Below are 20,366 nucleotides of genomic sequence, written 5' to 3' on the forward strand. Positions count from 1 at the left end.
CGGGACGGTGGAGCACGGCCCGGGCCCTCTCCGCCGACCGCGCCGCTCGGGGAACCCGTGCGGCGGCGCGACTGACGCCGGGCGGGCGCAAGAACGTACAAGACCCGTCCGGCGGGCACCCCGTAGTTTCGGAGCGTGCGAGAGAACCAGCTGGTCACAGAGCCAGAGATACGTGAGACACCCGCGCCCGACGAGCGGCCGCGCGCCGCCGTCGTACGCGACGCGCTCGGGGTCGGCGTTGCCGTCGGACTGTCCGGGTTCGCCTTCGGCGTGACCGCCGCCGGGGCCGGCATCAGCACCCTGCAGGCCTGTGTGCTCAGCCTGCTCGTCTTCACCGGCGCCTCGCAGTTCGCCCTGGTCGGGGCGCTCGCGGCGGGCGGGAACCCGTTCACCGCCGCCGCCGGGGCCTTCTTCCTCGGGACCCGGAACGCCTTCTACGGGCTGCGCCTGTCGCAGCTGCTCAAGCTGCCCCGCCCCGTGCGGCCCCTCGCCGCGCACTGGGTGATCGACGAGACCACCGCAGTCGCGCTGGCCCAGCCCGACCGGAAGTCGGCCCGGCTCGGCTTCACCGTCACCGGGCTCACCCTCTACGTGCTGTGGAACCTCACCACCCTGCTCGGCGCGCTCGGCGCCGAGGCCATCGGGGACACCAGGGCGTGGGGCCTGGACGCCGCCGGACCCGCCGTGTTCCTGGCGCTGCTGGCACCGATGCTGAAGACCTCCACCGAGCGGGCCGTGGCCGCCCTCGCGCTCGTCCTCGGGCTCGGCTTCCTGCCCGTACTTCCCGCCGGGGTGCCCGTGCTGATCGCGGCCCTGGCCGCCCCCGTCGTGCTGTGGATGAAGGGACGCCGCTCGTGAACGTCTGGATCGCCATCGGCCTCACCGTCGTCGGCTGCTACGCCGTCAAGCTCGCCGGGCTGCTCGTCCCCGCCGGGGCCCTGGAACGGCCGCTCGTGCGCCGCCTGGCCGCCCTGCTGCCGGTCGCCCTGCTCGCCGCGCTCACCGCCCAGCAGACCTTCAGCACCGGGTCCGCCCTCGTCGTCGACGCCCGCGCCGCCGGACTCGCGGCCGCCGGGCTGGCGCTGCTGCTGCGCGCCCCGTTCCTGGTCGTGGTCGCGGCCGCCGTCGTCGTCACCGCGGGGGTACGGGCCCTGGGCGGCTGACCTCCGCGGGCAGGCGCCCGTACGCCCGCAGGGTGAGCAGGGCCTCCAGGGTGGCGATCGGCCGCCGCTCCAGCGAACTCCCCGGCGCCCAGGCCCGCCGGCGCACCGGCCAGCCGCCGTCCGGCTGCTGTTCGGAGGCCAGGAAGTCCAGTGAGCGGCGCAGTTCCGCGTCGGTGAACCAGCCGCGGGCCAGCGACTCCGGCCGCCGGGCGAAGTCGTGCGGGTACAGCCGCTCGCCCGGCGCGTAGCCGGGGGCCTCCGGGTACTCCGCCCGCCGCACCGGATCGAGCACCACGAGCCTCTGCTCGCGCACCAGCCGGCCGAGCCGGTCGGCGGCCGCCGCCGCGCGCGCCCGGTCGGGGATGCCGTCGAGGAAGGCCACCGCGCTCTGGACCTCGTAGGGGTGCGAGTGGCGCAGGTTCTCGACCCGGTCCCAGCAGAAGTCCGTGGCCCGGAAGAGCCAGGCGTGCCAGACCCGGTTGCGGTGCAGTACGCCGACGACCGGGCCCGTGGTCAGCAGCTCGCCCGGCGGGTCGTCGTGCATCGGGTGGTAGGGGGCCGCGGGATAGTCGCGGGGGGCCGGGAAGACCACCGGAAGCGCGCCGTCCGCGGTGGAGACCCCGGTCAGGTGGCGGCAGAGCCGCTCGATGCGCTGCCCGGCGCAGCGGCCCAGGCTGTCGAGCACGCGCAGCGCGTGCGTGGTGTGCAGCGGCTGGCTGAGCGGACCGCGGAGATCCGGATCGAGTGCGTGACCGTAGCCTCCGTCCGCGTTGAGATACGAACCGAGGGCCGTGTCCACCGGGTCGGCGTCCCCGCCGAGGAAGTGGAACGCGAACCGCCGCTGCTCCAGCACGCGGGCCGTGAGCCAGATGAACCCCTCGGCGCGGGCCAGGGGGGTCTGCGGGGGCTGGGGGGTCTGGGGGGACGGCTGGGTCTGCGAGGAAGCTTCGTCTCCGGGCATGCGTGCAACCTAGGACGCGGTGGTGCGCCGGGGAGGGCCGAACGCGGGCGGTGCACTCTCCCGGGGCGGGATACTGGGGGCATGCGGTTGACGATTTTCTGGGAACGGATGGCGGAGCACTTCGGCGCGGGCTATGCGGACTCCTTCGCGCGGGACCACGTCATGACGGAGCTGGGCGGACGGACCGTCCACCAGGCGCTGGACGCGGGCTGGGAGGCCAAGGACGTGTGGCGCGCGGTGTGTTCGGCGATGGACGTGCCGGCGTCGCTGCGCTGACCGGCGCGCGGTTTCGCGGTGGCGGGCGCGGGTGGGACAGACTGGGCGCCGTGGCAGCCAGCGAAGAGACGACCGATCAGTCCGCCGACGCGCGGGGAGTGACACCGCCGGTGCAGGCGGAGGAGCCGGTGTCGCCGGGTCAGCCGGGTGGGCCGGGCCGGCCGGGTCCGCCCGCGCCGCCGGCTCCACCGCCCACCGGTGCGGCCCCCGCCCCGGACGATGCGCGCATGCCGCGCTGGCTGCCGCGCGCCGTGATCCTCGTACTGGCCCTCGTGGCCTGTTTCCAGCTCGGCAGCTGGGCCTTCCACCAGCTGATAGGCCTCCTCGTCAACATCCTGATCGCGTTCTTCCTCGCGCTCGCGATCGAACCGGCGGTGGCCAGGATGGCGGCCGGCGGCATGCGCCGCGGGGTCGCCACCTTCGTGATGTTCCTCGCGGTGCTCGTCGTGACCGCCGGCTTCCTCGCGCTGCTCGGCTCGCTGCTCGCCGGGCAGATCGTCGCCATGGTCGAGGGCTTCCCGGGCTATCTCGACTCGGTGATCAAAGCGATCAACTCCACCTTCCACACCGAACTGTCCCGGCTGGAGATCCAGGAGAGCGTGCTGCGCTCCGACTGGCTGCGCAAGTACGTGCAGAACAGCGCGTCCGGCGTGCTCGACGTCTCCGCCACCGTGCTCGGCGGCCTCTTCAAGCTGCTGACGATCGGACTGTTCTCCTTCTACTTCGCCGCCGACGGACCGCGCCTGCGGCGCGCGCTGTGCTCCGTACTGCCGCCCGCGAAGCAGGCCGAGGTGCTGCGCGCCTGGGAGATCGCCGTCGCCAAGACGGGCGGGTACCTCTACTCGCGCGGGCTGATGGCTCTGATCTCCGGTGTTGCGACGTACATCGTGCTGGCGGTCCTCGGGGTGCCGTACGCGCCCGCGCTCGCCGTGTGGGTGGGGCTGGTCTCGCAGTTCGTCCCCACCATCGGCACCTATCTCGCGGGCGCGCTGCCGGTCCTGCTCGCCTTCACCGTGGACCCCTGGTACGCGCTGTACGTACTGGGCTTCGTGGTGATCTACCAGCAGTTCGAGAACTACGTCCTGCAGCCGAAGCTGACCTCGAAGACCGTGGACATCCATCCGGCGGTGGCCTTCGGATCGGTCATCGCGGGCACCGCCCTGCTGGGCGCGGTCGGGGCGCTCATCGCGATCCCGGCCGTCGCCACGCTGCAGGCCTTCCTGGGCGCGTACGTCAAGCGCTACGAACTGACCCAGGACGCGGATTCCTCTACTTCTCGTCCGCGACGACGCGTACGACTGCCAAGGCTTCGCTGACGGTCGTCTCGACGGCGGGCTTGTCCAGACCGAGGCCGCTCAGCGGGCCCTCGCCGTTCTCCAGCTCCAGGAGCGCGAGCAGGACGTGCTCCGTGCCGACGAAGTCATGGCCGAGGCGAAGGGCCTCGCGGAAGGTGAGCTCCAGGATCTTCTTCGCGGACGCGTCGAAGGGGACCAGGTCGGGGACCTCCGGCTGGGCCGGGGGCAGCAGGGCGGTCACGGCGGCGCGTACGTCGTCCGCCGCGACCCCCTGGGCGCGCAGGGCGTACCCGGCGAGGCCCTCGGGTTCGGCGAGGAGGCCCAGGACCAGGTGCTCGGTGCGGATCTCGGTGTTGCCGGCGGCGCGGGCCTCGTTCTGGGCGGTCATGACGATGTTGCGGGCGCGGGGGGTGAAGCGGCCGAAGCCCGCGTTCGGGTCGAGGCCGCCGGCGCCCTCCTTGTCCGCCCTGGGGACGAAGCGCTTCTGGGCCGCCTGGCGGGTGACGCCCATGCTGCGGCCGATGTCGGTCCAGGAGGCGCCGGAGCGGCGGGCCTGGTCGACGAAGTGGCCGATGAGGTGGTCCGCGACGTCCCCGAGGGCCTCTGCCGCGACGACGGCGCCGCTGAGCTGCTCCAGGGGGTCGGTGTGGACCTTGTTGATGGCCTCGATCAGGTCGTCGAGGCGTACCGGATTGGTCATGCGAACGGGTTCCACCGAAGGGTTCGTCATAAGTGCAACCGTAGGTTGACACTTCGGCGGGTGTCAACCCTGGGTTGTCACCCGCGTGGGGTGTGCGTGGGTTCGGGGCCGCGGTGCCATCCTGAGGAGGAGGGGCGAGACGCGGAGGCTGCCATGGGGTTCTACGCCGAGCAGGCGGTGCCGCGGATCCTCAACGCCGCCTGCGGGGCCAGGATGGCCCGGCCGCTGCGCCGCCGGGTCTGCGCGGGGCTGGCGGGCGAGGTCGTCGAGATCGGCTTCGGCACGGGGCACAACGTCCCCTTCTATCCGCAGGGCGTCACCGGCGTCTCGGCGGTCGAGCCGTCCGACGTCGCATGGCGACTGGCCGCGGAGCGCGTACGCGGCGCCCGTGTCCCCGTCCGGCGGGCCGGCCTGGACGGCCAGTCGCTGCCTTTCGGGGACGGCGGTTTCGACGCGGCGCTGTCCACCTGGACGCTGTGCACCATCCCGGACGCCGGGGCCGCCCTGCGCGAGCTGCGCCGCGTACTCAAGCCCGGCGGGACCCTGCACTTCGTCGAACACGGGCTCGCCCCGGAGGGCGACTGGCGCGTACGCCGCCTGCAGCGACGGCTCGAACCGCTGAACATGCGGCTCCTGGGCGGCTGCCACCTCACCCGCTCCGCCCCGGACCTGCTGGCGGCGGCGGGATTCACGATCACCGCCCTCGACGTCTTCTACGAGGAGGGCGCGCCAAAGTTCCTGTGCGCCGAATCCCTCGGGACGGCGATCTCCGTCTGACCGGCGACCCGTCACGAAACCATCACGAGGGGCACGGGCCCGGAGCGTCCCTGGCAGCATCGGTCGGACCGATCCAGGGGGGTTCCAGGTTCCATGAGATTCCGTGTGCGCGTCCCCGCGGCGACCCGCGTCACCGCCGTCGTCACCGCCGTCGCAGCCGTCTCGCTGTTGCTGGGAGGCTGTTCCCAGACCCCGGCCGAGCGGCTGGAGGAGTGGTACAGCTCGGGTGGCGAGGCCCGGATCAGGAAGCTCAACGAGGACGCCGGCCGGGTCAACGAGGTGAGCATGCGCACGATCGACGTCCAGGGACCCGCCTGCCAGGACCTGCTCGCCCAGACCGCCAAGGCCGAGAAGCTCGACCCGATCCCGGACGAAGCCGCGCAGCGGTACTGGAAGGAGGCCCTCGGCGGATTCAGGCGGGGGGCGGGCGAATGCGCCGACGGGGCCGCGAAGAAGGACGGGAACCAGGTCTCCCGGGGCATCACGGCGGTCCAGACGGAAGGCCTCCCCAAGCTGGTGAGCACCGTCACGATGATCAAGGCGGCCCTGGCGCACAAGTGACGGGGCCGGTGTAGCCGACGGAGCTCCTGTCAGTGGCTGTTGCTAGCTTCCGCCGAAGTGTCGTTACCGGACGGGGAGGCGGGGCTGTCGTGGGCGCGTCGGGGTGGGAGTACTACGTTCCGTACCAAGAGGATCTCGGAGCGGCGCTGGATGCCCTGAGGCAGAGAGTCTTCGAGGGGCAGGACTACTACTGGGATCCCTGGGACGAGGACGAGGCGGGGGAAGTCGGAGAGCGGCCGTCCACGATCGACCGGCTGTGGGAGGACGAGCAGGTCCAGGAGGAGGGGACGCACTCGATCCTGGACATGCACAGGATGGTGCGGCCGGGCGAGTCTCCCGGTCACGGCACCGTGCAGCCCGTCCAGCCTGCCGAGGCGTACCGGCTGACCGGGACCGGCCGTCCCACGCGCGCACACGTACAGCTCATGGAACCGCTTGCCGACCGGCGGTGGGTCGGCAGGTGCGCGGTCCTGCACGATGCTCACGGCAGGCCGGAGGAGATCCTTTTCTGGGGCTTCTCCGGCGACTGAGGCCCCTGCGCCGGTCCACCGCGACGTCCGGGGCCCGGTCATCGTGTCGATCCCGGCGCGGGGCGCTGTCTACCCTGCTCGCATGGCTCATGCGAAGACCTCCTACGTCTGCCTGCCCTGCCGGGCCTCGTACAAGCAGCCCTACGACAGGGACCGGGAGCGGATCTGCCCGCGGTGTGCGGGACCCCTGGTCCACGTGGGCTCGGCCTTCGCCGTGCCGCGGCGCCGGGACGCCGCTGCATGGCGGACGCTCGGCGTGCTGCTGAACGCCGGCGTGCGTTTCCACAAGAGCTGCTGCGGCGGACCGGGTTACCGGCCGCGCACCCTGCACGAGGTGCGTGAGCGGATGACGTACGCGAAGCGGACCGGCAGGCCCTTCGCGGAGGCGCTCGTACTGCGCGACCTGCCGTGACCGGGGAGAGCGGGCAGAGCGGGCAGACCGGGCAGACCGGGTACGACGACGCCCTGGCGCGGCTCGTGACGCCGCCGGCCGTCCCCATCGACGCCCGTGGCGACTGGGATGCCGCCGAGAGCGCGGTCGGGGTGCGGCTGCCCGACGACTACAAGCGGATGGTCGCCACCTACGGATGGGGGGAGTTCTGCGACTTCCTCTACCTGCGGACACCGTTCGGCACGAGCGAGTACAACGGCATCGAGTGGCAGCGCACCTACCCACCGGGATCGCCCGATCCGGACACGGAGTGCTACCCGTACCCGCTGCACCCGGCGCCGGGCGGGCTGCTGATCTGGGGCACCACCATGAACGCCGATCGGCTGTGCTGGCTCACCGGAGGGGAGCCCGAGGAGTGGCCCGTCGTCGTGTGGAGCAGCGAGGGCTGGTACGAGACGCACCGCACGGGCGCGGCCGGATTCATCGGGGGCTGGGCCGCCGGCCGTATCCGCTCCGGCCTGCTCGGCACCATGGAGCCGGACCTGGCGCCCTGGTTCAACACCTTCCGGCCCCGCGTCGACCGGTGCCTGCGCCTGTCCGAGGGGCCCTTGCCCCACGACGAGCGCCTGAGGCTCCTCCGCGCGGCACTGGCCCCCACCACGGACCGGGGCACGTGGCGATCGGAGCACGACGAGATGGGACAGGACCATTTCGCGACCGTCGACACCGACTGGCTGCTCACCTACGAGGCGCCCCGCCCCCACCGGATCCGGATCGGCTTCCCGCCCGAAGACTCGGAGCACGTCCGCCGGCGGCTCTTCGCCGCCGCCGAGCTCATGGAATGCCAGGTGCTGGAGGTCCTGACCGCAGCGGGGACCCCGCTGGCGGCCTGGGACGCGGTCACGGACGAGGACGAGTAGCCCGGTGGGGTGGCCCGGTGAGCGTGGTGCGCTTGACAGGGAAATCGAACATCCATTCTGATGAGTTATCCACAGCCGAAACGCTCGTGGAGGCGCATTGTCAGTGGCAGGCATTAGCGTCAGTGACGTGAAGCGATCGACTCAAGCAAACCGGGTGGAACCCATGGCAGGCACCGACCGCGAGAAGGCTCTCGACGCCGCTCTCGCACAGATTGAACGGCAATTCGGCAAGGGTGCGGTCATGCGCCTCGGCGACAAGCCGAACGACCCCATCGAGGTCATCCCCACCGGGTCGACCGCGCTGGACATCGCCCTCGGCGTCGGCGGGCTGCCCCGCGGCCGTGTGATCGAGGTGTACGGCCCGGAGTCCTCCGGTAAGACGACCCTGACCCTGCACGCCGTGGCCAACGCGCAGAAGGCCGGCGGCACCGTCGCCTTCGTGGACGCCGAGCACGCGCTCGACCCCGAGTACGCGAAGGCCCTCGGCGTCGACACCGACAACCTCATCCTGTCGCAGCCGGACACCGGCGAGCAGGCACTGGAGATCGTGGACATGCTGGTCCGCTCCGGTGCCCTCGACCTGATCGTCATCGACTCCGTGGCGGCCCTCGTGCCGCGCGCGGAGATCGAGGGTGAGATGGGCGACTCGCACGTCGGTCTCCAGGCCCGACTGATGAGCCAGGCGCTCCGGAAGATCACCGGTGCGCTCAACCAGTCCAAGACCACCGCGATCTTCATCAACCAGCTCCGCGAGAAGATCGGTGTGATGTTCGGCTCGCCCGAGACCACCACCGGTGGTCGCGCGCTGAAGTTCTACGCCTCCGTGCGCCTCGACATCCGCCGCATCGAGACCCTCAAGGACGGCACGGACGCGGTCGGTAACCGCACCCGCGTCAAGGTCGTCAAGAACAAGGTCGCGCCCCCGTTCAAGCAGGCCGAGTTCGACATCCTCTACGGCCACGGCATCAGCCGCGAGGGCGGCCTGATCGACATGGGCGTGGAGCACGGCTTCGTGCGCAAGGCCGGCGCCTGGTACACGTACGAGGGCGACCAGCTCGGCCAGGGCAAGGAGAACGCCCGCAACTTCCTCAAGGACAACCCCGACCTCGCCAACGAGATCGAGCGGAAGATCAAGGAGAAGCTGGGCGTGGGTGTCCGCAAGGACGCCGCCGCCGAAGCCGGTACGGACGCGGCCGACGCCGCGGCCACCGCCGTGCCCGCCCCGGCATCGAAGGCCAAGACGACGGCCAAGGCCGCCGTGGCCAAGAGCTGACCCGTGCGGGAGCAGGAAGGGGGCGGCGAGCGCCGAGGCGGCCGTGAGGGCCGTTCGGAGCTGCCGCCCCAGAGCCCCGAAGAGCAGGCGCGGGCGATCTGTCTGCGCCTGCTCACCGGGAGCCCGCGTACCCGGCGCCAGCTCGCGGACGCCCTGCACAAGCGGGGCATCCCCGAGGAGGTGTCGCAGCAGGTCCTCTCCCGGTACGAGGAGGTGGGCCTGATCGACGACGCGGCCTTCGCCGGTGCCTGGGTCGAGTCCCGGCATCGCGGCAGGGGCCTGGCCCGCCGGGCGCTGGCCCAGGAGCTCCGGACCAAGGGGGTGCACGCCACCCTCGTGGAGGAGGCCCTGGAGCTGCTGGACTCCGACCAGGAGGAGCAGACCGCCCGGGAACTCGTGGAGCGCAAGCTCCGCTCCACCCGGGGTCTGGAGCGGGACAAGCGGATCCGGCGCCTCGCCGGGATGCTCGCCCGCAAGGGATACCCGGAGGGCATGGCCCTGCGGGTGGTGCGCCGCGCCCTGGAGACGGAGGGCGAGGACGCCGACGACCTGGGATATCCCGGGGAGTGAGCCGGTGGGCCCGGGGTGGGGGTAGCCCCCGGGACCGGACGCCGGAGTACGCCAGTGTCAGGCGCCGGGCACGGCGGCAGAGTTGACCGCATGATGCTGCGTTACGCCCTTCAGACCGTCAGGGACCGCAAGGCCGGCTTCCTCGGCGCCTTCGTCGCACTGCTGTGCGCGGCCGCCCTCGTCACCGCCTGCGGGACGCTTCTGGAAACGGGACTCCGCGGAAAGATCGGCACCGAGCGCTACGCGGCCACGCCGATCCTCGTCTCCGCCGACCAGAACGTCCACGAGACCACGGTCAAGGAGAAGAAGGGCGGACGGACCAAGACCAAGCACAAGGCCAAGCCCGTCGCCGGGCGGGCCTGGCTCCCCGCCGCCACCGTGGACACGGTCAGCGCCGTGCCCGGCGTCGAACGGGCCGTCCCCGAGCTCACCTTCCAGGCCGTCCCCCTGGTCAAGGCCCCCGGAAAGCCGCTGCCCTCGTACGGGCACGCCTGGACCTCCGCCGCACTGACCCCCTTCACCCTCACCGAGGGCCGCGCCCCGCAGAGCGGCGGCGAGGTCGTCGTCGACCGTGCGCTGGCCGCCCGCGCCGGGCTGGAACCCGGCTCCGAGCTCGCCGTGCAGTCCACCGGTGAACCCAGGACGTACCGGGTCAGCGGGGTCGCGACGACGGACCGGGGCGGCCTCGCCCAGCAGAGCGCGCTCTTCTTCAGCGATGACGAGGCCCAGCGGCTCGCCCCCCGCGACGGCCAGGTCAGCGCCGTCGGAGTGCTGCCCGCACCCGGTGTCGGCGCCGCCGAGCTCGCCGCCCGGGTCGAGCGGGCGCTGCAGGGCACCACCGCACAGGTCGCCACGGGCGACGAGCGCGGCCCCGTCGAATTCCTCGACGCCGCCGGCGCCCGCATCAAGCTGGTCTCCATGGGCGGCGCGATGGGCGGCACCTCGCTGCTCGTCGCGATCCTCGTGGTCGTCGGCACGTTCGCGCTCTCCGTCCAGCAGCGCTACCGCGAACTCGCCCTGCTGCGGGCCATCGCCGCCACTCCGGGGCAGCTACGGCGCATGATCGGCCGGGAAGCGCTGCTCGTCGGCCTGGCCGCCGGCGTCGCCGGAGCGCTCGCGGGGCTGCCGCTCGCCGCCTGGCTGCACGGCCGGTTCGTCGACAGCGGGGTCGTCCCCGTCACCCTGGAGCGCACCGCCGGCATCGTCCCGATGTTCGCGGCGGTCGCCGCCAGCCTGCTCGGAGCCTGGGCCGCCGCCCGGATCACCGGCCGCCGGATCGCCCGGATCCGCCCGGCCGAGGCGCTCGCCGAAGCCGCCGTCGAGCGGCGGCGGCCCGGCTGGATCCGCAGCGCGCTCGGGGTGCTGCTGCTGGCGGGCGGGGCGGTGCTGGTCGTCGTACTCGGCTCGCTGCGCACCGAGCCGGCCTCCACCCCGGTCACCTTCCTCGCCGTGGTGGTACTGGCCGGGGCGGTCTCGCTCCTCGGCCCGCTGCTCGTACGCGGCGCCACCGTGCTGCTCGCCGGACCGCTGCGGCTGGCCGGCCCGGGCGGCCACCTGGCCACCGCCAACCTGCGCGGGAACGCCACGCGCATGGCCTCCGCCGTCACCCCGCTCGCGCTGCTGATCGGCATGACCTGCACCGTGCTCTTCATCACCCCGACGCTCGGGGACGCCGCACGGGCCCAGGCCCGCGACGGGATCCGGGCCCAGTGGGTACTGGCCGCGCAGGGTCCCGGGGTCACGCGGGAGGCCGCCGAGCGGATCCGGCGTACCCCGGGGGTCACGGCGGCCACCGAGATCGTGCACACGTCGGTACGGGTGGGGCTGACGAAGTACGCCGCGCAGGGCGTGACCCCGGCCGGGCTGTCCCGGACCTGGGACCCCGAGGTCACCGGCGGCAGCCTGGACGGCTTCGCCGAGGGGAGCGCGGCGGTGAGCGAACTCGCCGCCGACCAGCTGGGGCTGAAGCCGGGAAGCCCGCTGAAGCTGACGCTGGGGGACGGAACGCCGGTCACGCTGACGGTCTCGGCCGTGTACGCGCGGGGGCTCGGCTTCGGCGATCTGACCCTGCCGCACGGGCTGGTGGCCGCGCACGCGGACAATCCGCTGGCCGGCGGCGTGCTGGTGGCGACCGAACCGGGTTCGGGGACAGGACGGGACCAACTGGCCGCAGCGGTACGGGAGTTCCCGGGCGTACAGGTGCTGTCCGCGGCGGACGCCGACGCGGCACGGGCGGAGCTGCAGGACGCCGGGGCGGAGATCAACCTGCTGGCGATGGGGCTGGTGCTGGCCTTCACCGCGATCGCGGTGGTGAACACGCTCGCGATGTCGACCGCCGAGCGGTTCCGGGAGTTCGCGATGCTGCGGCTGGCCGGGGCGAAGCGCCGGCAGGTGTTGCGGATGCTGCGGACGGAGGCGCTGGCGGTGGTTCTGATCGGGACGGCGCTGGGGTCGGGGATCGCGCTCGCGGTACTGACCGCGTTCAGCGTGGGCATGACGGGGGCGGCGGCGCCCGCGGTGCTGCCGGTGGCCTACGCGGCGGTGGTGGGGGTGGCCGGGGTGCTCGCCCTGGCGGCCACCGCCCTCCCGGGCCGGGTGGCGTTGCGGGTACCTCCGGTGGATGTCGCCACGGCGAAGGGGTAGCTCCCGGACCCCCGCGCCTCAAACGCCGCCGGGGCTGGATCTTCCAGCCCGTCCGGCGTTTGAGGACCGGGTCCGGGCGGAACCCGGAGAGCTCAGGCGGGCGTGACCGGGAGGCCCGCCGTCTTCCAGGCCTGGAAGCCGCCGGTCAGGTCCGTCGCGCGGTGCAGGCCCAGGGCGTGGAGCGAGGCCGCGGCGAGGCTGGACGCATAGCCCTCGTTGCAGATCACCACCACCTGGACGTCGTGGCTCGTGGCCTCGGGGAGGCGGTGGCTGCCCCGGGGGTCCAGGCGCCACTCCAGCTCGTTGCGCTCGACCACCAGCGCGCCCGGGATCAGCCCGTCCCGCTCGCGCAGCGCCTGGTAGCGGATGTCCACCAGCAGGGCCCCGGCGCGGGAGGCGGCGTACGCCTCCCGCGCATCCACGCGGGTGTAGCCCGCGCGGACCCGCTCCAGCAGCTCGTCGATGCCGACCGGGGCGCTCACTGCCAGTCCGCCGGACGCTCGACGTGCTCCAGGCTGAGCACCGGGCCGCTGCGGCTGTAGCGGCGGATCAGCGGGAGCGGCGGGTAGTAGGCGTGCACGGAGATCGCGTGCTCGGCCTGCGACTCGTTGAAGACCTCGTGCACGTGGTGTTCCCGGAAGGCGCGCCCCGAGCCCGCGGCCAGTGTGCGGCGGCGGTCGACGTCCGGGGCCAGTTCCAGGGACTTCCAGCCCTCCGAGGGCAGGCGCACGGTCAGCGAGTGCTCGGTGAGCCGGCCCCGGGCGGTGGCGAACGCGCCCCGCGATTCGGCGTGGTCGTGCCAGCCGGTGCCGGTGCCCGGCGGCCAGCCGATCAGCCATGCCTCGCTGCCGCCCGGCCCGTCCAGCCGGATCCAGGTGCGGCCCTCGGGGTCGAGCGGCAGCGAGGCCACGACCGTGGGGTCGGCCGCCGTGCGGAGGGCGAAGTCGAGGAGCTCGGCGGCCGTGGGGCCCCCGGCCGCGGAGCCGGACTCCGGGGCGTACGAGGGTGCGGATACGGGTGCAGACATGAAAGGGGACCGTTCCTGGGTTCGCGGAGGTGCGCGCAGGCCGGTGGACGGCACGGGGCGCGCGGAGGGAAGGGCGAATCAGCAGGAAGGGCGACACACGCAGCCCGCGTAGCGGAGCAGGTCCATATGGACCCTCCGCCACAGGCGTACGTCGTTGCCGGTCATTCCGCGAGTGAACCACGGAGTCCCGGAGACGGTCAATCGATCACCACGGTCGGTGTCGGTGTCGGTGTCGGCGCCGGGGTGGGTGTCGGGGTGGGTGTCGGGGTCGTCGTGGAGGGCGCCGGCACCCGGGACGCGGGCGCGCCCGCCCGTACCGTGTCCGCGGCCTCGTACAGCTCCGCCGGGCGGACGCCCGCGAAGGTCGCCGCCAGGTGCCCGTCCGGCCGCACCAGCAGCACGGTGTGCGCCGGGGCTCCCGGGTAGCTGTCCGCGACCAGCAGGTCGGTGCGGACCGGGAGGGCGCTCACCGCCGCCGCGAGACGGGGCATCAGCCCGGCGCCGAGCCAGTGGCGCCGGTCCCAGACCCCGGTGCCGGGAGCCACCAGGACCACCAGCAGCCGGCCCTGCCCGAGCAGGTCCCGCAGGGGCACGGTCGCCCCGTCGGGCGCGGTCACCGGGACGTTCGCCACCGGGCCGCCCGGGTCCGTGGCCGTCGGTACTTCCCGGACGGCGACCAGCGGCGCGTACGTGGGTTCGGCGCCCAGCGGCCCGCGCCCCAGGTGGCCGTCGGTGAGCAGGGATTCGGCGGAGCGCGCGGCGCCGGGGAGGTAGGTGCGCAGGCCGCCCCCGGCCCGCAGCGACGGGATCGCCTGATCGGCCGCACGCAGCCGGGAGGCGACCGCGGTGCGCCGCTCGCTCTCGTAGCTGTCGAGCAGGGCTTCGGAGGCCCCCTGGTGCCAGGCCAGGGAGAGTTTCCACGCCAGGTTCTCGGCGTCCCGGAGCCCCTCCTCGACCCCCTGGGTGCCGAGCGCGCCCAGCAGGTGCGCGGCGTCTCCGGCGAGGAAGGCGCGGCCGTCGCGCCAGCGGCGGGCGAGGCGGTGGTGCAGGGTGTGGACCCCGGTGTCGATGAGGTCGTACGGGGGTGTCGTGCCGCCGCACCACACCGCGAGGGTGTCGCGGATCAGGGTCACCAGCGCGTCGGGAGTGACGAGTTCCCCGCTGGGCGGGAGCAGCCAGTCCAGCCGCCACACCCCGTCGGGCAGCGGCCGACAGGTGACCTCTTGCGGCGGGCTGCGGTGCAGCAAGGCCTCGCCGGGCCAGGGCAGTTCGGTGCGCAGCGCGGCCACGGCGTGCCGCTCCACGGCGGTGCGGCCCGGGAAGCGGATGCCGAGCAGCTTGCGCACGGTGGAGCGGGCGCCGTCGCAGCCGACCAGGTAACTCCCGCGCCACCAGGTGGTCTCGGCGCCCCGGGTGTGCGCGGTGACGCCCCGGCCGTCCTGCTCCAGGGAGTCCAGTTTGCTGTCGGTGACCAGCTGGACGAGCGGGTGGGCCGTGGCGGCGTGGCGCAGTCCGCGCGTCAGCGCGTGCTGCGGAACGTGCAGCGGGGCCGGGTGGTCCTCGAAGGTGATCCGCCGGTCGGGCCGGCTGCGGCGCATCGTGCGCCAGGCGGCGAAGTACGCCCCCTCGTCGCGCAGCGTCGTACAGCCCAGCCGGTGCGCCATGGCCGCCGTTTCGGCGTGCAGCACGACGGTACGGGCCGGGCGGACCTCCTCTTTGCCGGGCCCTTCGTCGAGCACGACGGAAGGCACGCCCGCACCCGCGAGGGCGAGCGCGAGGGACAGCCCGACGGGGCCCGCGCCGACGACGATCACCGGGTCCATGGCACGGCTCCCGATGTCCGGTATGTGATCACAGAACGTATGCAACCCACTGTAGGTGCCCGCGTCAAGTGACCCTAGTCGGCGTGCCGACAAGGGGAGCATTAGATTCCGAATGTGGCATTACTTTATTCGAACAGTGAAGATCATTTTATTGCCGCCTCCTGAAATGGCTTGAGAATTGGACAGTGTGGCGCGTTTGATATGTGGCGAATTTCGGTCGCCGAGTTTCCAGAATTAGCCCTTCCGTCTCCGAAGCTCAAGCAACCCTCAGAGGCTTTATATCTACTTGCGGGGTCGCGGGCGGTGTGGAATTGTCATCGATGCGCGAGGGGCGGGTGATGCCGTCTGTTGCAAGAGGGGGGTGCGGCTTCGAATCGAGGTTGTTGCCTCAGCGTTTTTTGATTGACCCTTGAAGGGTCTTCCGTGCGAGAAAGTGGGTGAAGAAAGTTGCTGAAGAGTACTCGTCTTCGTGCCGCCGTAATTCCGGCGACGGGGCTGCTGCTGGCCGGTGTCTTCTCCATCGGAGCTGCTACCACCGCATCGGCTGCCGCTACGGGCCGTCCGGGAGGTTGTAAGTACGAGGTTCCCGGTAACTGGGGGGCGGTTGCCAGCTGTGGTAGCCACAACGGCGGTTCCTACCGAGCGTACGTCTTATGTACGGACTCCGAGAACGACCGAGTTTCGGGTTTCTATGGGCCGTGGAAGCAGGTGGGAACCTCTGTCGCCTACTGCCAGCACTCATTTCGGGCCACCTCTGCAGGCATTGAGACGTCCGTCCGCGATAACACCTGAGTTTTTCGGATCACGGGGAAAGGAACAGCGGTGATGAAAAAGGCATTCGTGGCGCTGGCTGCTGCGGCGATGGCATGTATCGGGCTTCAGGGAACGGCCAATGCTGCGCCTACGGGCTGGCCGGACGGTTGTGCGAGCTGGACTGTCCCCGAGAGTAACGGTCGGGCGGCCCACTGTTCCAACGGTAATGGCGGCCGATGGAAGGCGGTCGCCAAATGTCAGCCGTATAATGGTGAACCAGCCATTGAGTGGGATTCGAACTCCTGGTCCAGTAGTGGGGCTTCATTGGCCTTCTGTCCGCCGATGACTTACGTAATTGGCGGCACGTTCTGGACTCGCTCCTACTAGGGCTTCGAGCTGTTCTCTAGCGCTTGGCGCAAAGCCCGAACGGGTTGATGGTGATCGGTCGGGCGGAGGTGGTGCCTCATCGAATTTCGATGAGGCACCACAGTGGTTCGTTGCAGCGATTGCGCTTTGTTGGTGTTCTATCTTGGATGCTTGGGCACTGTTTGTCGTCGAAAATGAGACCGACGATTCAATCTTGGCGCACGACGGTGTTGGGCGAAGCCGGCTGTGGCAGCGGCGCTCCGATAGTGACCTCTGGTTGGGGAAAACTACTGACAGGTGCCGCCCGTAGCCGGAGGTGTGAACCGTCACACTGTTCCTCGAACGTGCTGAGATCGGTGTCGCAAGTGCCCGTTGGAATGCGGCAAGCCGCTGGATGCGCGCTTTCGCCACCATGCTGTGTACTCGTTGCGGCCGCAGCCGTGGTGCTGGAGTGTCCGATGACGGTGCCGGGGGTGCTCGTCGAGTGCGCCGCCAATCAAGCCCAGCCGGTGAGGACCGGCCGGGGCGGCTTGACACCCGCGACGCTGCTTGTGCCGAGTGACACGGCATCCGAACAAACGTGTGGTGCGGCGGATGAGATCCGCCGCACCACACTGCCGTGCTTGTGTACTGACCGAGTGTCAGAGATCTAGTGCCTCTGTGTACCGCCTCTGCGCAACGTGGCAGTTCCGGCCTCGCTGGTCGGCCGCTCGTGTCAGGGGGCCTTGCCCACGCCGGCCGCGCCGCCCGCGTCGACCTCGGCCACGTCGCCCTCGACGACGGCGCCGGTGCCCTTCTTCGACTTCCGCAGCCGGCCTTCCAGCTGGGAGGCGAAAGTGGTGAGGACGAAGTTCACCACGATGTAGATCAGCGCGATCACGAAGAGGGTGGCGATGGTGTTGCTGTAGTTGGCCGAGATCTGCCGGTACGTGGAGAGCAGTTCCGCGAAGCCGAGCAGGGCGCCGCCGATCGCGGTGTCCTTGAGGATCACCACGAGCTGGCTGACCAGAGCAGGCAGCATCGCCGTAACGGCCTGCGGGATCAGCACGTAGGTCATGGTCTGACCCTTGCGCATGCCGATCGCCTTGGCGGCGTCGCTCTGGCCGTGGGGCAGGGAGAGCACGCCCGCCCGGACGATCTCGCTGATGACGGCCGAGTTGTAGAGGACCAGGCCCGTGACCACGGCCCAGAAGGGCCGGGTGTCGGAGGGAACGTCCAAGAACCGCGGCGCCATCAGCGCGTTGCCGAACAGCATCAGCATCAGTACCGGGATGGCGCGGAAGAACTCGACCCAAGTGGCGACCGGCCCCCGCACCCACGCGTGGTCCGACAGCCGACCGATGCCCAGGAGCGCGCCCAGCGGGAGGGCGATCACCATGGCGAGCGCGCCGGCCTTGAGGGTCTCCAGCAGGCCGGGAATCAGGAAGGTGGTCCAGACCTGGCTGTCAGTGACGAAGGGAGTCCACTTGTCGGCGTCGAGCTGGTTCTTCTCGCCCATGAGGGACAGCACCCACCACAGGACGAGCCCGAACAGCACGACGAAGATCCCGCTGTAGATCCAGTTGCGCACCTTGGCCCTGGGGCCGGGGGCGTCGTACAGCACGGAGGTCATCGCTTCACCGCCACTCGCTTGGAAACCCAGCCCAGCAGCAGACCGGTGGGCAGGGTCAGCAGTACGAAGCCGAGGGCGAAGACCCCGAAGACGGCGAAGAGCGCGTCCGCCTCGTTCTCGATCATTTCCTTCATCAGCAGGGCCGCTTCGGCCACGCCGATGGTCGCCGCCACCGTGGTGTTCTTGGTGAGGGCGATCAGCACGTTGGTGAGCGGTGCGACGACCGCCCGGAAGGCCTGGGGGAGCACGATCAGGCGGAGTACCTGGAAGAAGCTCAGCCCCAGTGCGCGGGCCGCTTCGGCCTGGCCCACGGGCACGGTGTTGATGCCGGAGCGCAGGGCCTCACAGACGAAGGTGCCGGTGTAGGCGATCAGCCCGAGGACCGCGAGCCGGAAGCCGGTCTCCTTGGACGTGTCGCCGCCCAGGTTGATGCCGAGGGTCTGGTACAGACCCAGCGAGCAGGCGAGGATCAGCACGGTCAGCGGCGTGTTGCGTACCAGGTGGACGTACGCGGTGCCGAAGCCCCGCAGCAGCGGGACCGGGCTCACCCGCATCCCGGCCAGGACGGTGCCCCAGATCAGAGATCCAACCGCCGAATAGAGGGTGAGCTGAACCGTCACCCAGAAGGCTCCGAGCACGTCGTACTGCCCGGAATCAAGAAAATCGAACACGATGCCCTGCGCTCTCCCCAGGATGGCCGGTGAGGTACGCCGCCGCCCGCAGCAGGCGGGTGGCGACGCGCCTCACCGATGAATCAGCTGCCTTCGGTGATCTGCGGGGCAGGCTCGTTCTTATAGTTGGCCGGGCCGAGGTTCTTGTCCACGGCCTTCTGCCAGCTGCCGTCCTCGACCATCTTCTTGAGCGCGGCGTTGATCTTGGTCTGGAGTTCCTTGTCGCCCTTCTTCAGACCGATGCCGTAGTTCTCGTTGCTCATGCTCAGGCCGACGAGCTTGAACTTGCCCTTGTTGTTCTCCTGCGCGGCGTAGCCGGCCAGGATCGAGTTGTCCGTGGTCAGCGCGTCCACGGCCTTGTTCTCCAGGCCGGTGAGGCAGTCGGAGTAGCCGGGGTACTCCTGCAGGTCGGCCTCGGGGGCCAGGGTCTTCTTGATGTTCTGCGCAGAGGTGGAGCCGGTGACCGAGCAGAGCTTCTTCTTGTTCAGGTCCTCGACCTTGGTGATGCTCGTGTCGTCGGCGCGGACCAGCAGGTCCTGGTGCGCGAGGAAGTACGGGCCGGCGAAGTCGACCTTCTCCTTGCGCTTGTCGTTGATCGAGTAGGTCGCGACGACGAACTTCACGTCGCCGTTCGCGATCAGGTTCTCGCGCTCGGCGCTGACGGCCTGCTTGAACTCGATCTGGTTCGGCTCGTAGCCGAGCTCCTTGGCGACGTAGGTCGCGACGTCGACGTCGAAGCCCGTGAACTTGCCGTCCGGGGTCTTCAGGCCGAGGCCGGGCTGGTCGTACTTGATGCCGACGACGAGCTTGTCCTTGGCGCCACCGGAGGCACCGCCGTCACTGGCGGCGTCCTGCTTGCTGCCGCCACACGCGGTCGCGGTCAGGGCGAGAGCGACGGCGACAGCCGCGGCCGCAGCGGCCTTGGAGATCTTCATGATGAACTTCCCTCGGATGAGACGTTGTTGAACGACGGGCGACGCATACGGCGCACGCACGGCCGACAGGAACGATCCGGCGGTGATCCGCATACGGATGACTACCAGACGGAAACCTCAGTGGTGCAGGATCTTCGACAGGAAGTCCTTCGCCCGATCGCTGCGCGGGTTGCTGAAGAACTGCTCGGGAGTCGCTTCTTCGACGATCTTTCCGTCCGCCATGAAGACGACACGGTTGGCGGCGGAGCGGGCGAACCCCATCTCGTGCGTCACGACCACCATGGTCATGCCCTCCCGGGCGAGCTGCTGCATGACCTCCAGCACCTCGTTGATCATCTCCGGGTCCAGCGCCGAGGTCGGCTCGTCGAAGAGCATCACCTTCGGCTCCATGGCCAGCGCCCGGGCGATCGCCACACGCTGCTGCTGGCCACCGGAGAGCTGCGCCGGGTACTTGTCGGCCTGAGTGCCGACGCCCACCCGCTCCAGCAGGGACAGCGCCTTCGCCTTGGCCGCCGCCTGGTCGGTCTTGCGGACCTTCAGCTGGCCCAGCATGACGTTCTGCAGCACCGTCTTGTGCGCGAAGAGGTTGAACGACTGGAAGACCATGCCGACGTCGGCGCGCAGCCGGGCGAGTTCCTTGCCCTCCGAGGGCAGTTCCTTGCCGTCGAGCGTGATGGTGCCCGAGTCGATGGTCTCCAGGCGGTTGATGGTCCGGCACAGCGTGGACTTGCCCGATCCCGAGGGACCGATCACCACGACGACCTCACCGCGGGCAATGCTCAGATCGATGTCCTGAAGCACGTGCAGCGCGCCGAAGTGCTTGTTGACGTTGCTCAGTACGACCAGGTCGTCTGCGGTACCGGCCGCGTCCTGCACGTCCTTGGTCACTGATACTCCGCTCATCGGCTTCTTGCTCCGTCCTCCTCGGTTGGGAGGACAGTAGTGACGTGACGCGCACAACGTCATCACATCTGAGGGAGAATTGAGGATAACGATCCGGCCTCTTCCGGATACGCTCCGTGCGCACCACCGATGTGGTCGATCATGGACGCGTACCGGGTGCATAACGGAAGGCGCGCCGGGGCGGGACTCCCTTGACGTGGGACTCCGCATCGGCGT

At 70.7% G+C, this 20,366-nt stretch carries 22 protein-coding genes; 12 read left to right on the plus strand and 10 right to left on the minus strand.

The window, feature by feature from the left end:
- Positions 1-168 precede the first annotated feature (168 nt).
- Positions 169-858 carry an AzlC family ABC transporter permease gene (locus ACFY0D_RS13725; RefSeq protein WP_351162435.1) on the plus strand — a complete coding sequence of 230 codons (690 nt, stop codon included), beginning with the start codon at positions 169-171 and terminating at the stop codon, positions 856-858.
- Positions 855-1,163, plus strand: coding sequence for an AzlD domain-containing protein (locus tag ACFY0D_RS13730; RefSeq protein WP_030010743.1), 309 nt, complete (start codon positions 855-857; stop codon positions 1,161-1,163). The genes ACFY0D_RS13725 and ACFY0D_RS13730 overlap by 4 nt, the downstream gene beginning before the upstream one ends.
- Here the strand turns inward: ACFY0D_RS13730 and ACFY0D_RS13735 are convergent.
- Positions 1,132-2,124, minus strand: coding sequence for a hypothetical protein (locus ACFY0D_RS13735; protein WP_390798533.1), 993 nt, complete (start codon positions 2,122-2,124; stop codon positions 1,132-1,134). The genes ACFY0D_RS13730 and ACFY0D_RS13735 overlap by 32 nt on opposite strands.
- Positions 2,125-2,205: 81 nt before the next feature.
- Here ACFY0D_RS13735 and ACFY0D_RS13740 point away from each other — a divergent pair, with 81 nt between their 5' ends.
- On the plus strand, positions 2,206-2,400 hold the full coding sequence (locus ACFY0D_RS13740; RefSeq protein WP_030154244.1) for a DUF3046 domain-containing protein: 195 nt from the start codon (positions 2,206-2,208) through the stop codon (positions 2,398-2,400).
- A gap of 128 nt (positions 2,401-2,528) precedes the next feature.
- Entirely contained in the window at positions 2,529-3,716 is a 1,188-nt protein-coding gene (locus ACFY0D_RS13745; RefSeq protein WP_390798807.1) for an AI-2E family transporter, read from the plus strand.
- On the opposite strand, the gene ACFY0D_RS13750 is transcribed toward ACFY0D_RS13745, so the two are convergent.
- Complete coding sequence (locus tag ACFY0D_RS13750; RefSeq protein ID WP_390798534.1) at positions 3,670-4,425, minus strand: Clp protease N-terminal domain-containing protein; 756 nt, start codon at positions 4,423-4,425, stop codon at positions 3,670-3,672. The two genes, ACFY0D_RS13745 and ACFY0D_RS13750, sit on opposite strands and share 47 nt — an antisense overlap.
- A gap of 123 nt (positions 4,426-4,548) precedes the next feature.
- Between ACFY0D_RS13750 and ACFY0D_RS13755 the strand changes: the two genes are divergently transcribed.
- The 8 genes from ACFY0D_RS13755 to ACFY0D_RS13790 all read left to right on the plus strand — a co-directional run bounded on the left by ACFY0D_RS13755 (position 4,549) and on the right by ACFY0D_RS13790 (position 12,060).
- Entirely contained in the window at positions 4,549-5,172 is a 624-nt protein-coding gene (locus ACFY0D_RS13755) for a class I SAM-dependent methyltransferase (protein WP_390798535.1), read from the plus strand.
- Between the two features lie 93 nt (positions 5,173-5,265).
- The gene (locus ACFY0D_RS13760; RefSeq protein ID WP_390798536.1) at positions 5,266-5,733 is read left to right on the plus strand and encodes a hypothetical protein; all 468 of its coding nucleotides are present in this window, start codon (positions 5,266-5,268) and stop codon (positions 5,731-5,733) included.
- An 89-nt stretch (positions 5,734-5,822) separates the two neighbouring features.
- On the plus strand, positions 5,823-6,263 hold the full coding sequence (locus ACFY0D_RS13765) for a hypothetical protein (protein ID WP_390798537.1): 441 nt from the start codon (positions 5,823-5,825) through the stop codon (positions 6,261-6,263).
- Between the two features lie 82 nt (positions 6,264-6,345).
- Entirely contained in the window at positions 6,346-6,675 is a 330-nt protein-coding gene (locus ACFY0D_RS13770; RefSeq protein ID WP_390798538.1) for a deoxyxylulose-5-phosphate synthase, read from the plus strand.
- Positions 6,672-7,574 (plus strand): SMI1/KNR4 family protein, encoded by a 903-nt coding sequence (locus tag ACFY0D_RS13775; RefSeq protein WP_390798539.1) that lies wholly within the window; start codon positions 6,672-6,674, stop codon positions 7,572-7,574. The genes ACFY0D_RS13770 and ACFY0D_RS13775 overlap by 4 nt, the downstream gene beginning before the upstream one ends.
- Before the next feature lie 163 nt (positions 7,575-7,737).
- A complete protein-coding gene (gene recA / locus ACFY0D_RS13780) occupies positions 7,738-8,847 on the plus strand; it encodes a recombinase RecA (protein ID WP_390798540.1) in 1,110 nt (369 codons plus the stop codon).
- Positions 8,848-8,850: 3 nt separating this feature from the next.
- The gene (gene recX / locus ACFY0D_RS13785) at positions 8,851-9,417 is read left to right on the plus strand and encodes a recombination regulator RecX (RefSeq protein WP_301366004.1); all 567 of its coding nucleotides are present in this window, start codon (positions 8,851-8,853) and stop codon (positions 9,415-9,417) included.
- A 90-nt stretch (positions 9,418-9,507) separates the two neighbouring features.
- Positions 9,508-12,060, plus strand: coding sequence for an FtsX-like permease family protein (locus tag ACFY0D_RS13790; RefSeq protein WP_390798541.1), 2,553 nt, complete (start codon positions 9,508-9,510; stop codon positions 12,058-12,060).
- Positions 12,061-12,152: 92 nt separating this feature from the next.
- On the opposite strand, the gene ACFY0D_RS13795 is transcribed toward ACFY0D_RS13790, so the two are convergent.
- From ACFY0D_RS13795 to ACFY0D_RS13830, 8 genes are all read right to left on the minus strand, one after another.
- Positions 12,153-12,542 (minus strand): rhodanese-like domain-containing protein, encoded by a 390-nt coding sequence (locus ACFY0D_RS13795; protein ID WP_390798542.1) that lies wholly within the window; start codon positions 12,540-12,542, stop codon positions 12,153-12,155.
- Positions 12,539-13,087 (minus strand): cysteine dioxygenase, encoded by a 549-nt coding sequence (locus tag ACFY0D_RS13800; RefSeq protein ID WP_351163237.1) that lies wholly within the window; start codon positions 13,085-13,087, stop codon positions 12,539-12,541. Before ACFY0D_RS13800 ends, ACFY0D_RS13795 begins: the two co-directional genes overlap by 4 nt.
- A 78-nt stretch (positions 13,088-13,165) precedes the next feature.
- On the minus strand, positions 13,166-13,252 hold the full coding sequence (locus ACFY0D_RS13805; RefSeq protein ID WP_311318651.1) for a putative leader peptide: 87 nt from the start codon (positions 13,250-13,252) through the stop codon (positions 13,166-13,168).
- 32 nt (positions 13,253-13,284) lie between these two features.
- Positions 13,285-14,910, minus strand: a complete 1,626-nt coding sequence (locus tag ACFY0D_RS13810; protein WP_390798543.1) for an FAD-dependent monooxygenase — start codon at positions 14,908-14,910, stop codon at positions 13,285-13,287.
- A 1,834-nt stretch (positions 14,911-16,744) separates the two neighbouring features.
- Complete coding sequence (locus ACFY0D_RS13815; protein WP_390798544.1) at positions 16,745-17,641, minus strand: amino acid ABC transporter permease; 897 nt, start codon at positions 17,639-17,641, stop codon at positions 16,745-16,747.
- Complete coding sequence (locus ACFY0D_RS13820; RefSeq protein ID WP_319725043.1) at positions 17,638-18,312, minus strand: amino acid ABC transporter permease; 675 nt, start codon at positions 18,310-18,312, stop codon at positions 17,638-17,640. The genes ACFY0D_RS13815 and ACFY0D_RS13820 overlap by 4 nt, the downstream gene beginning before the upstream one ends.
- 83 nt (positions 18,313-18,395) lie before the next feature.
- Entirely contained in the window at positions 18,396-19,247 is an 852-nt protein-coding gene (locus ACFY0D_RS13825; RefSeq protein ID WP_390798545.1) for a glutamate ABC transporter substrate-binding protein, read from the minus strand.
- 117 nt (positions 19,248-19,364) lie between these two features.
- A complete protein-coding gene (locus tag ACFY0D_RS13830; RefSeq protein ID WP_390798546.1) occupies positions 19,365-20,150 on the minus strand; it encodes an amino acid ABC transporter ATP-binding protein in 786 nt (261 codons plus the stop codon).
- Positions 20,151-20,366 lie beyond the last annotated feature (216 nt).

Source organism: Streptomyces sp. NPDC001502 (assembly GCF_042894785.1).
Taxonomy (GTDB): domain Bacteria; phylum Actinomycetota; class Actinomycetes; order Streptomycetales; family Streptomycetaceae; genus Streptomyces; species Streptomyces kutzneri.

What these genes read in the sequence shown, in the direction of transcription:
- ACFY0D_RS13735 (WP_390798533.1), bottom strand. Translation starts at nt 2,124, where the DNA reads ATGCCCGGAGACGAAGCTTCCTCGCAGACCCAGCCGTCCCCCCAGACC.
- ACFY0D_RS13740 (WP_030154244.1), top strand. Translation starts at nt 2,206, where the DNA reads ATGCGGTTGACGATTTTCTGGGAACGGATGGCGGAGCACTTCGGCGCG.
- ACFY0D_RS13750 (WP_390798534.1), bottom strand. Translation starts at nt 4,425, where the DNA reads ATGACGAACCCTTCGGTGGAACCCGTTCGCATGACCAATCCGGTACGC.
- ACFY0D_RS13755 (WP_390798535.1), top strand. Translation starts at nt 4,549, where the DNA reads ATGGGGTTCTACGCCGAGCAGGCGGTGCCGCGGATCCTCAACGCCGCC.
- ACFY0D_RS13760 (WP_390798536.1), top strand. Translation starts at nt 5,266, where the DNA reads ATGAGATTCCGTGTGCGCGTCCCCGCGGCGACCCGCGTCACCGCCGTC.
- ACFY0D_RS13770 (WP_390798538.1), top strand. Translation starts at nt 6,346, where the DNA reads ATGGCTCATGCGAAGACCTCCTACGTCTGCCTGCCCTGCCGGGCCTCG.
- recA (WP_390798540.1), top strand. Translation starts at nt 7,738, where the DNA reads ATGGCAGGCACCGACCGCGAGAAGGCTCTCGACGCCGCTCTCGCACAG.
- ACFY0D_RS13790 (WP_390798541.1), top strand. Translation starts at nt 9,508, where the DNA reads ATGATGCTGCGTTACGCCCTTCAGACCGTCAGGGACCGCAAGGCCGGC.
- ACFY0D_RS13800 (WP_351163237.1), bottom strand. Translation starts at nt 13,087, where the DNA reads ATGTCTGCACCCGTATCCGCACCCTCGTACGCCCCGGAGTCCGGCTCC.
- ACFY0D_RS13805 (WP_311318651.1), bottom strand. Translation starts at nt 13,252, where the DNA reads ATGACCGGCAACGACGTACGCCTGTGGCGGAGGGTCCATATGGACCTG.
- ACFY0D_RS13810 (WP_390798543.1), bottom strand. Translation starts at nt 14,910, where the DNA reads ATGGACCCGGTGATCGTCGTCGGCGCGGGCCCCGTCGGGCTGTCCCTC.
- ACFY0D_RS13815 (WP_390798544.1), bottom strand. Translation starts at nt 17,641, where the DNA reads ATGACCTCCGTGCTGTACGACGCCCCCGGCCCCAGGGCCAAGGTGCGC.
- ACFY0D_RS13825 (WP_390798545.1), bottom strand. Translation starts at nt 19,247, where the DNA reads ATGAAGATCTCCAAGGCCGCTGCGGCCGCGGCTGTCGCCGTCGCTCTC.
- ACFY0D_RS13830 (WP_390798546.1), bottom strand. Translation starts at nt 20,150, where the DNA reads ATGAGCGGAGTATCAGTGACCAAGGACGTGCAGGACGCGGCCGGTACC.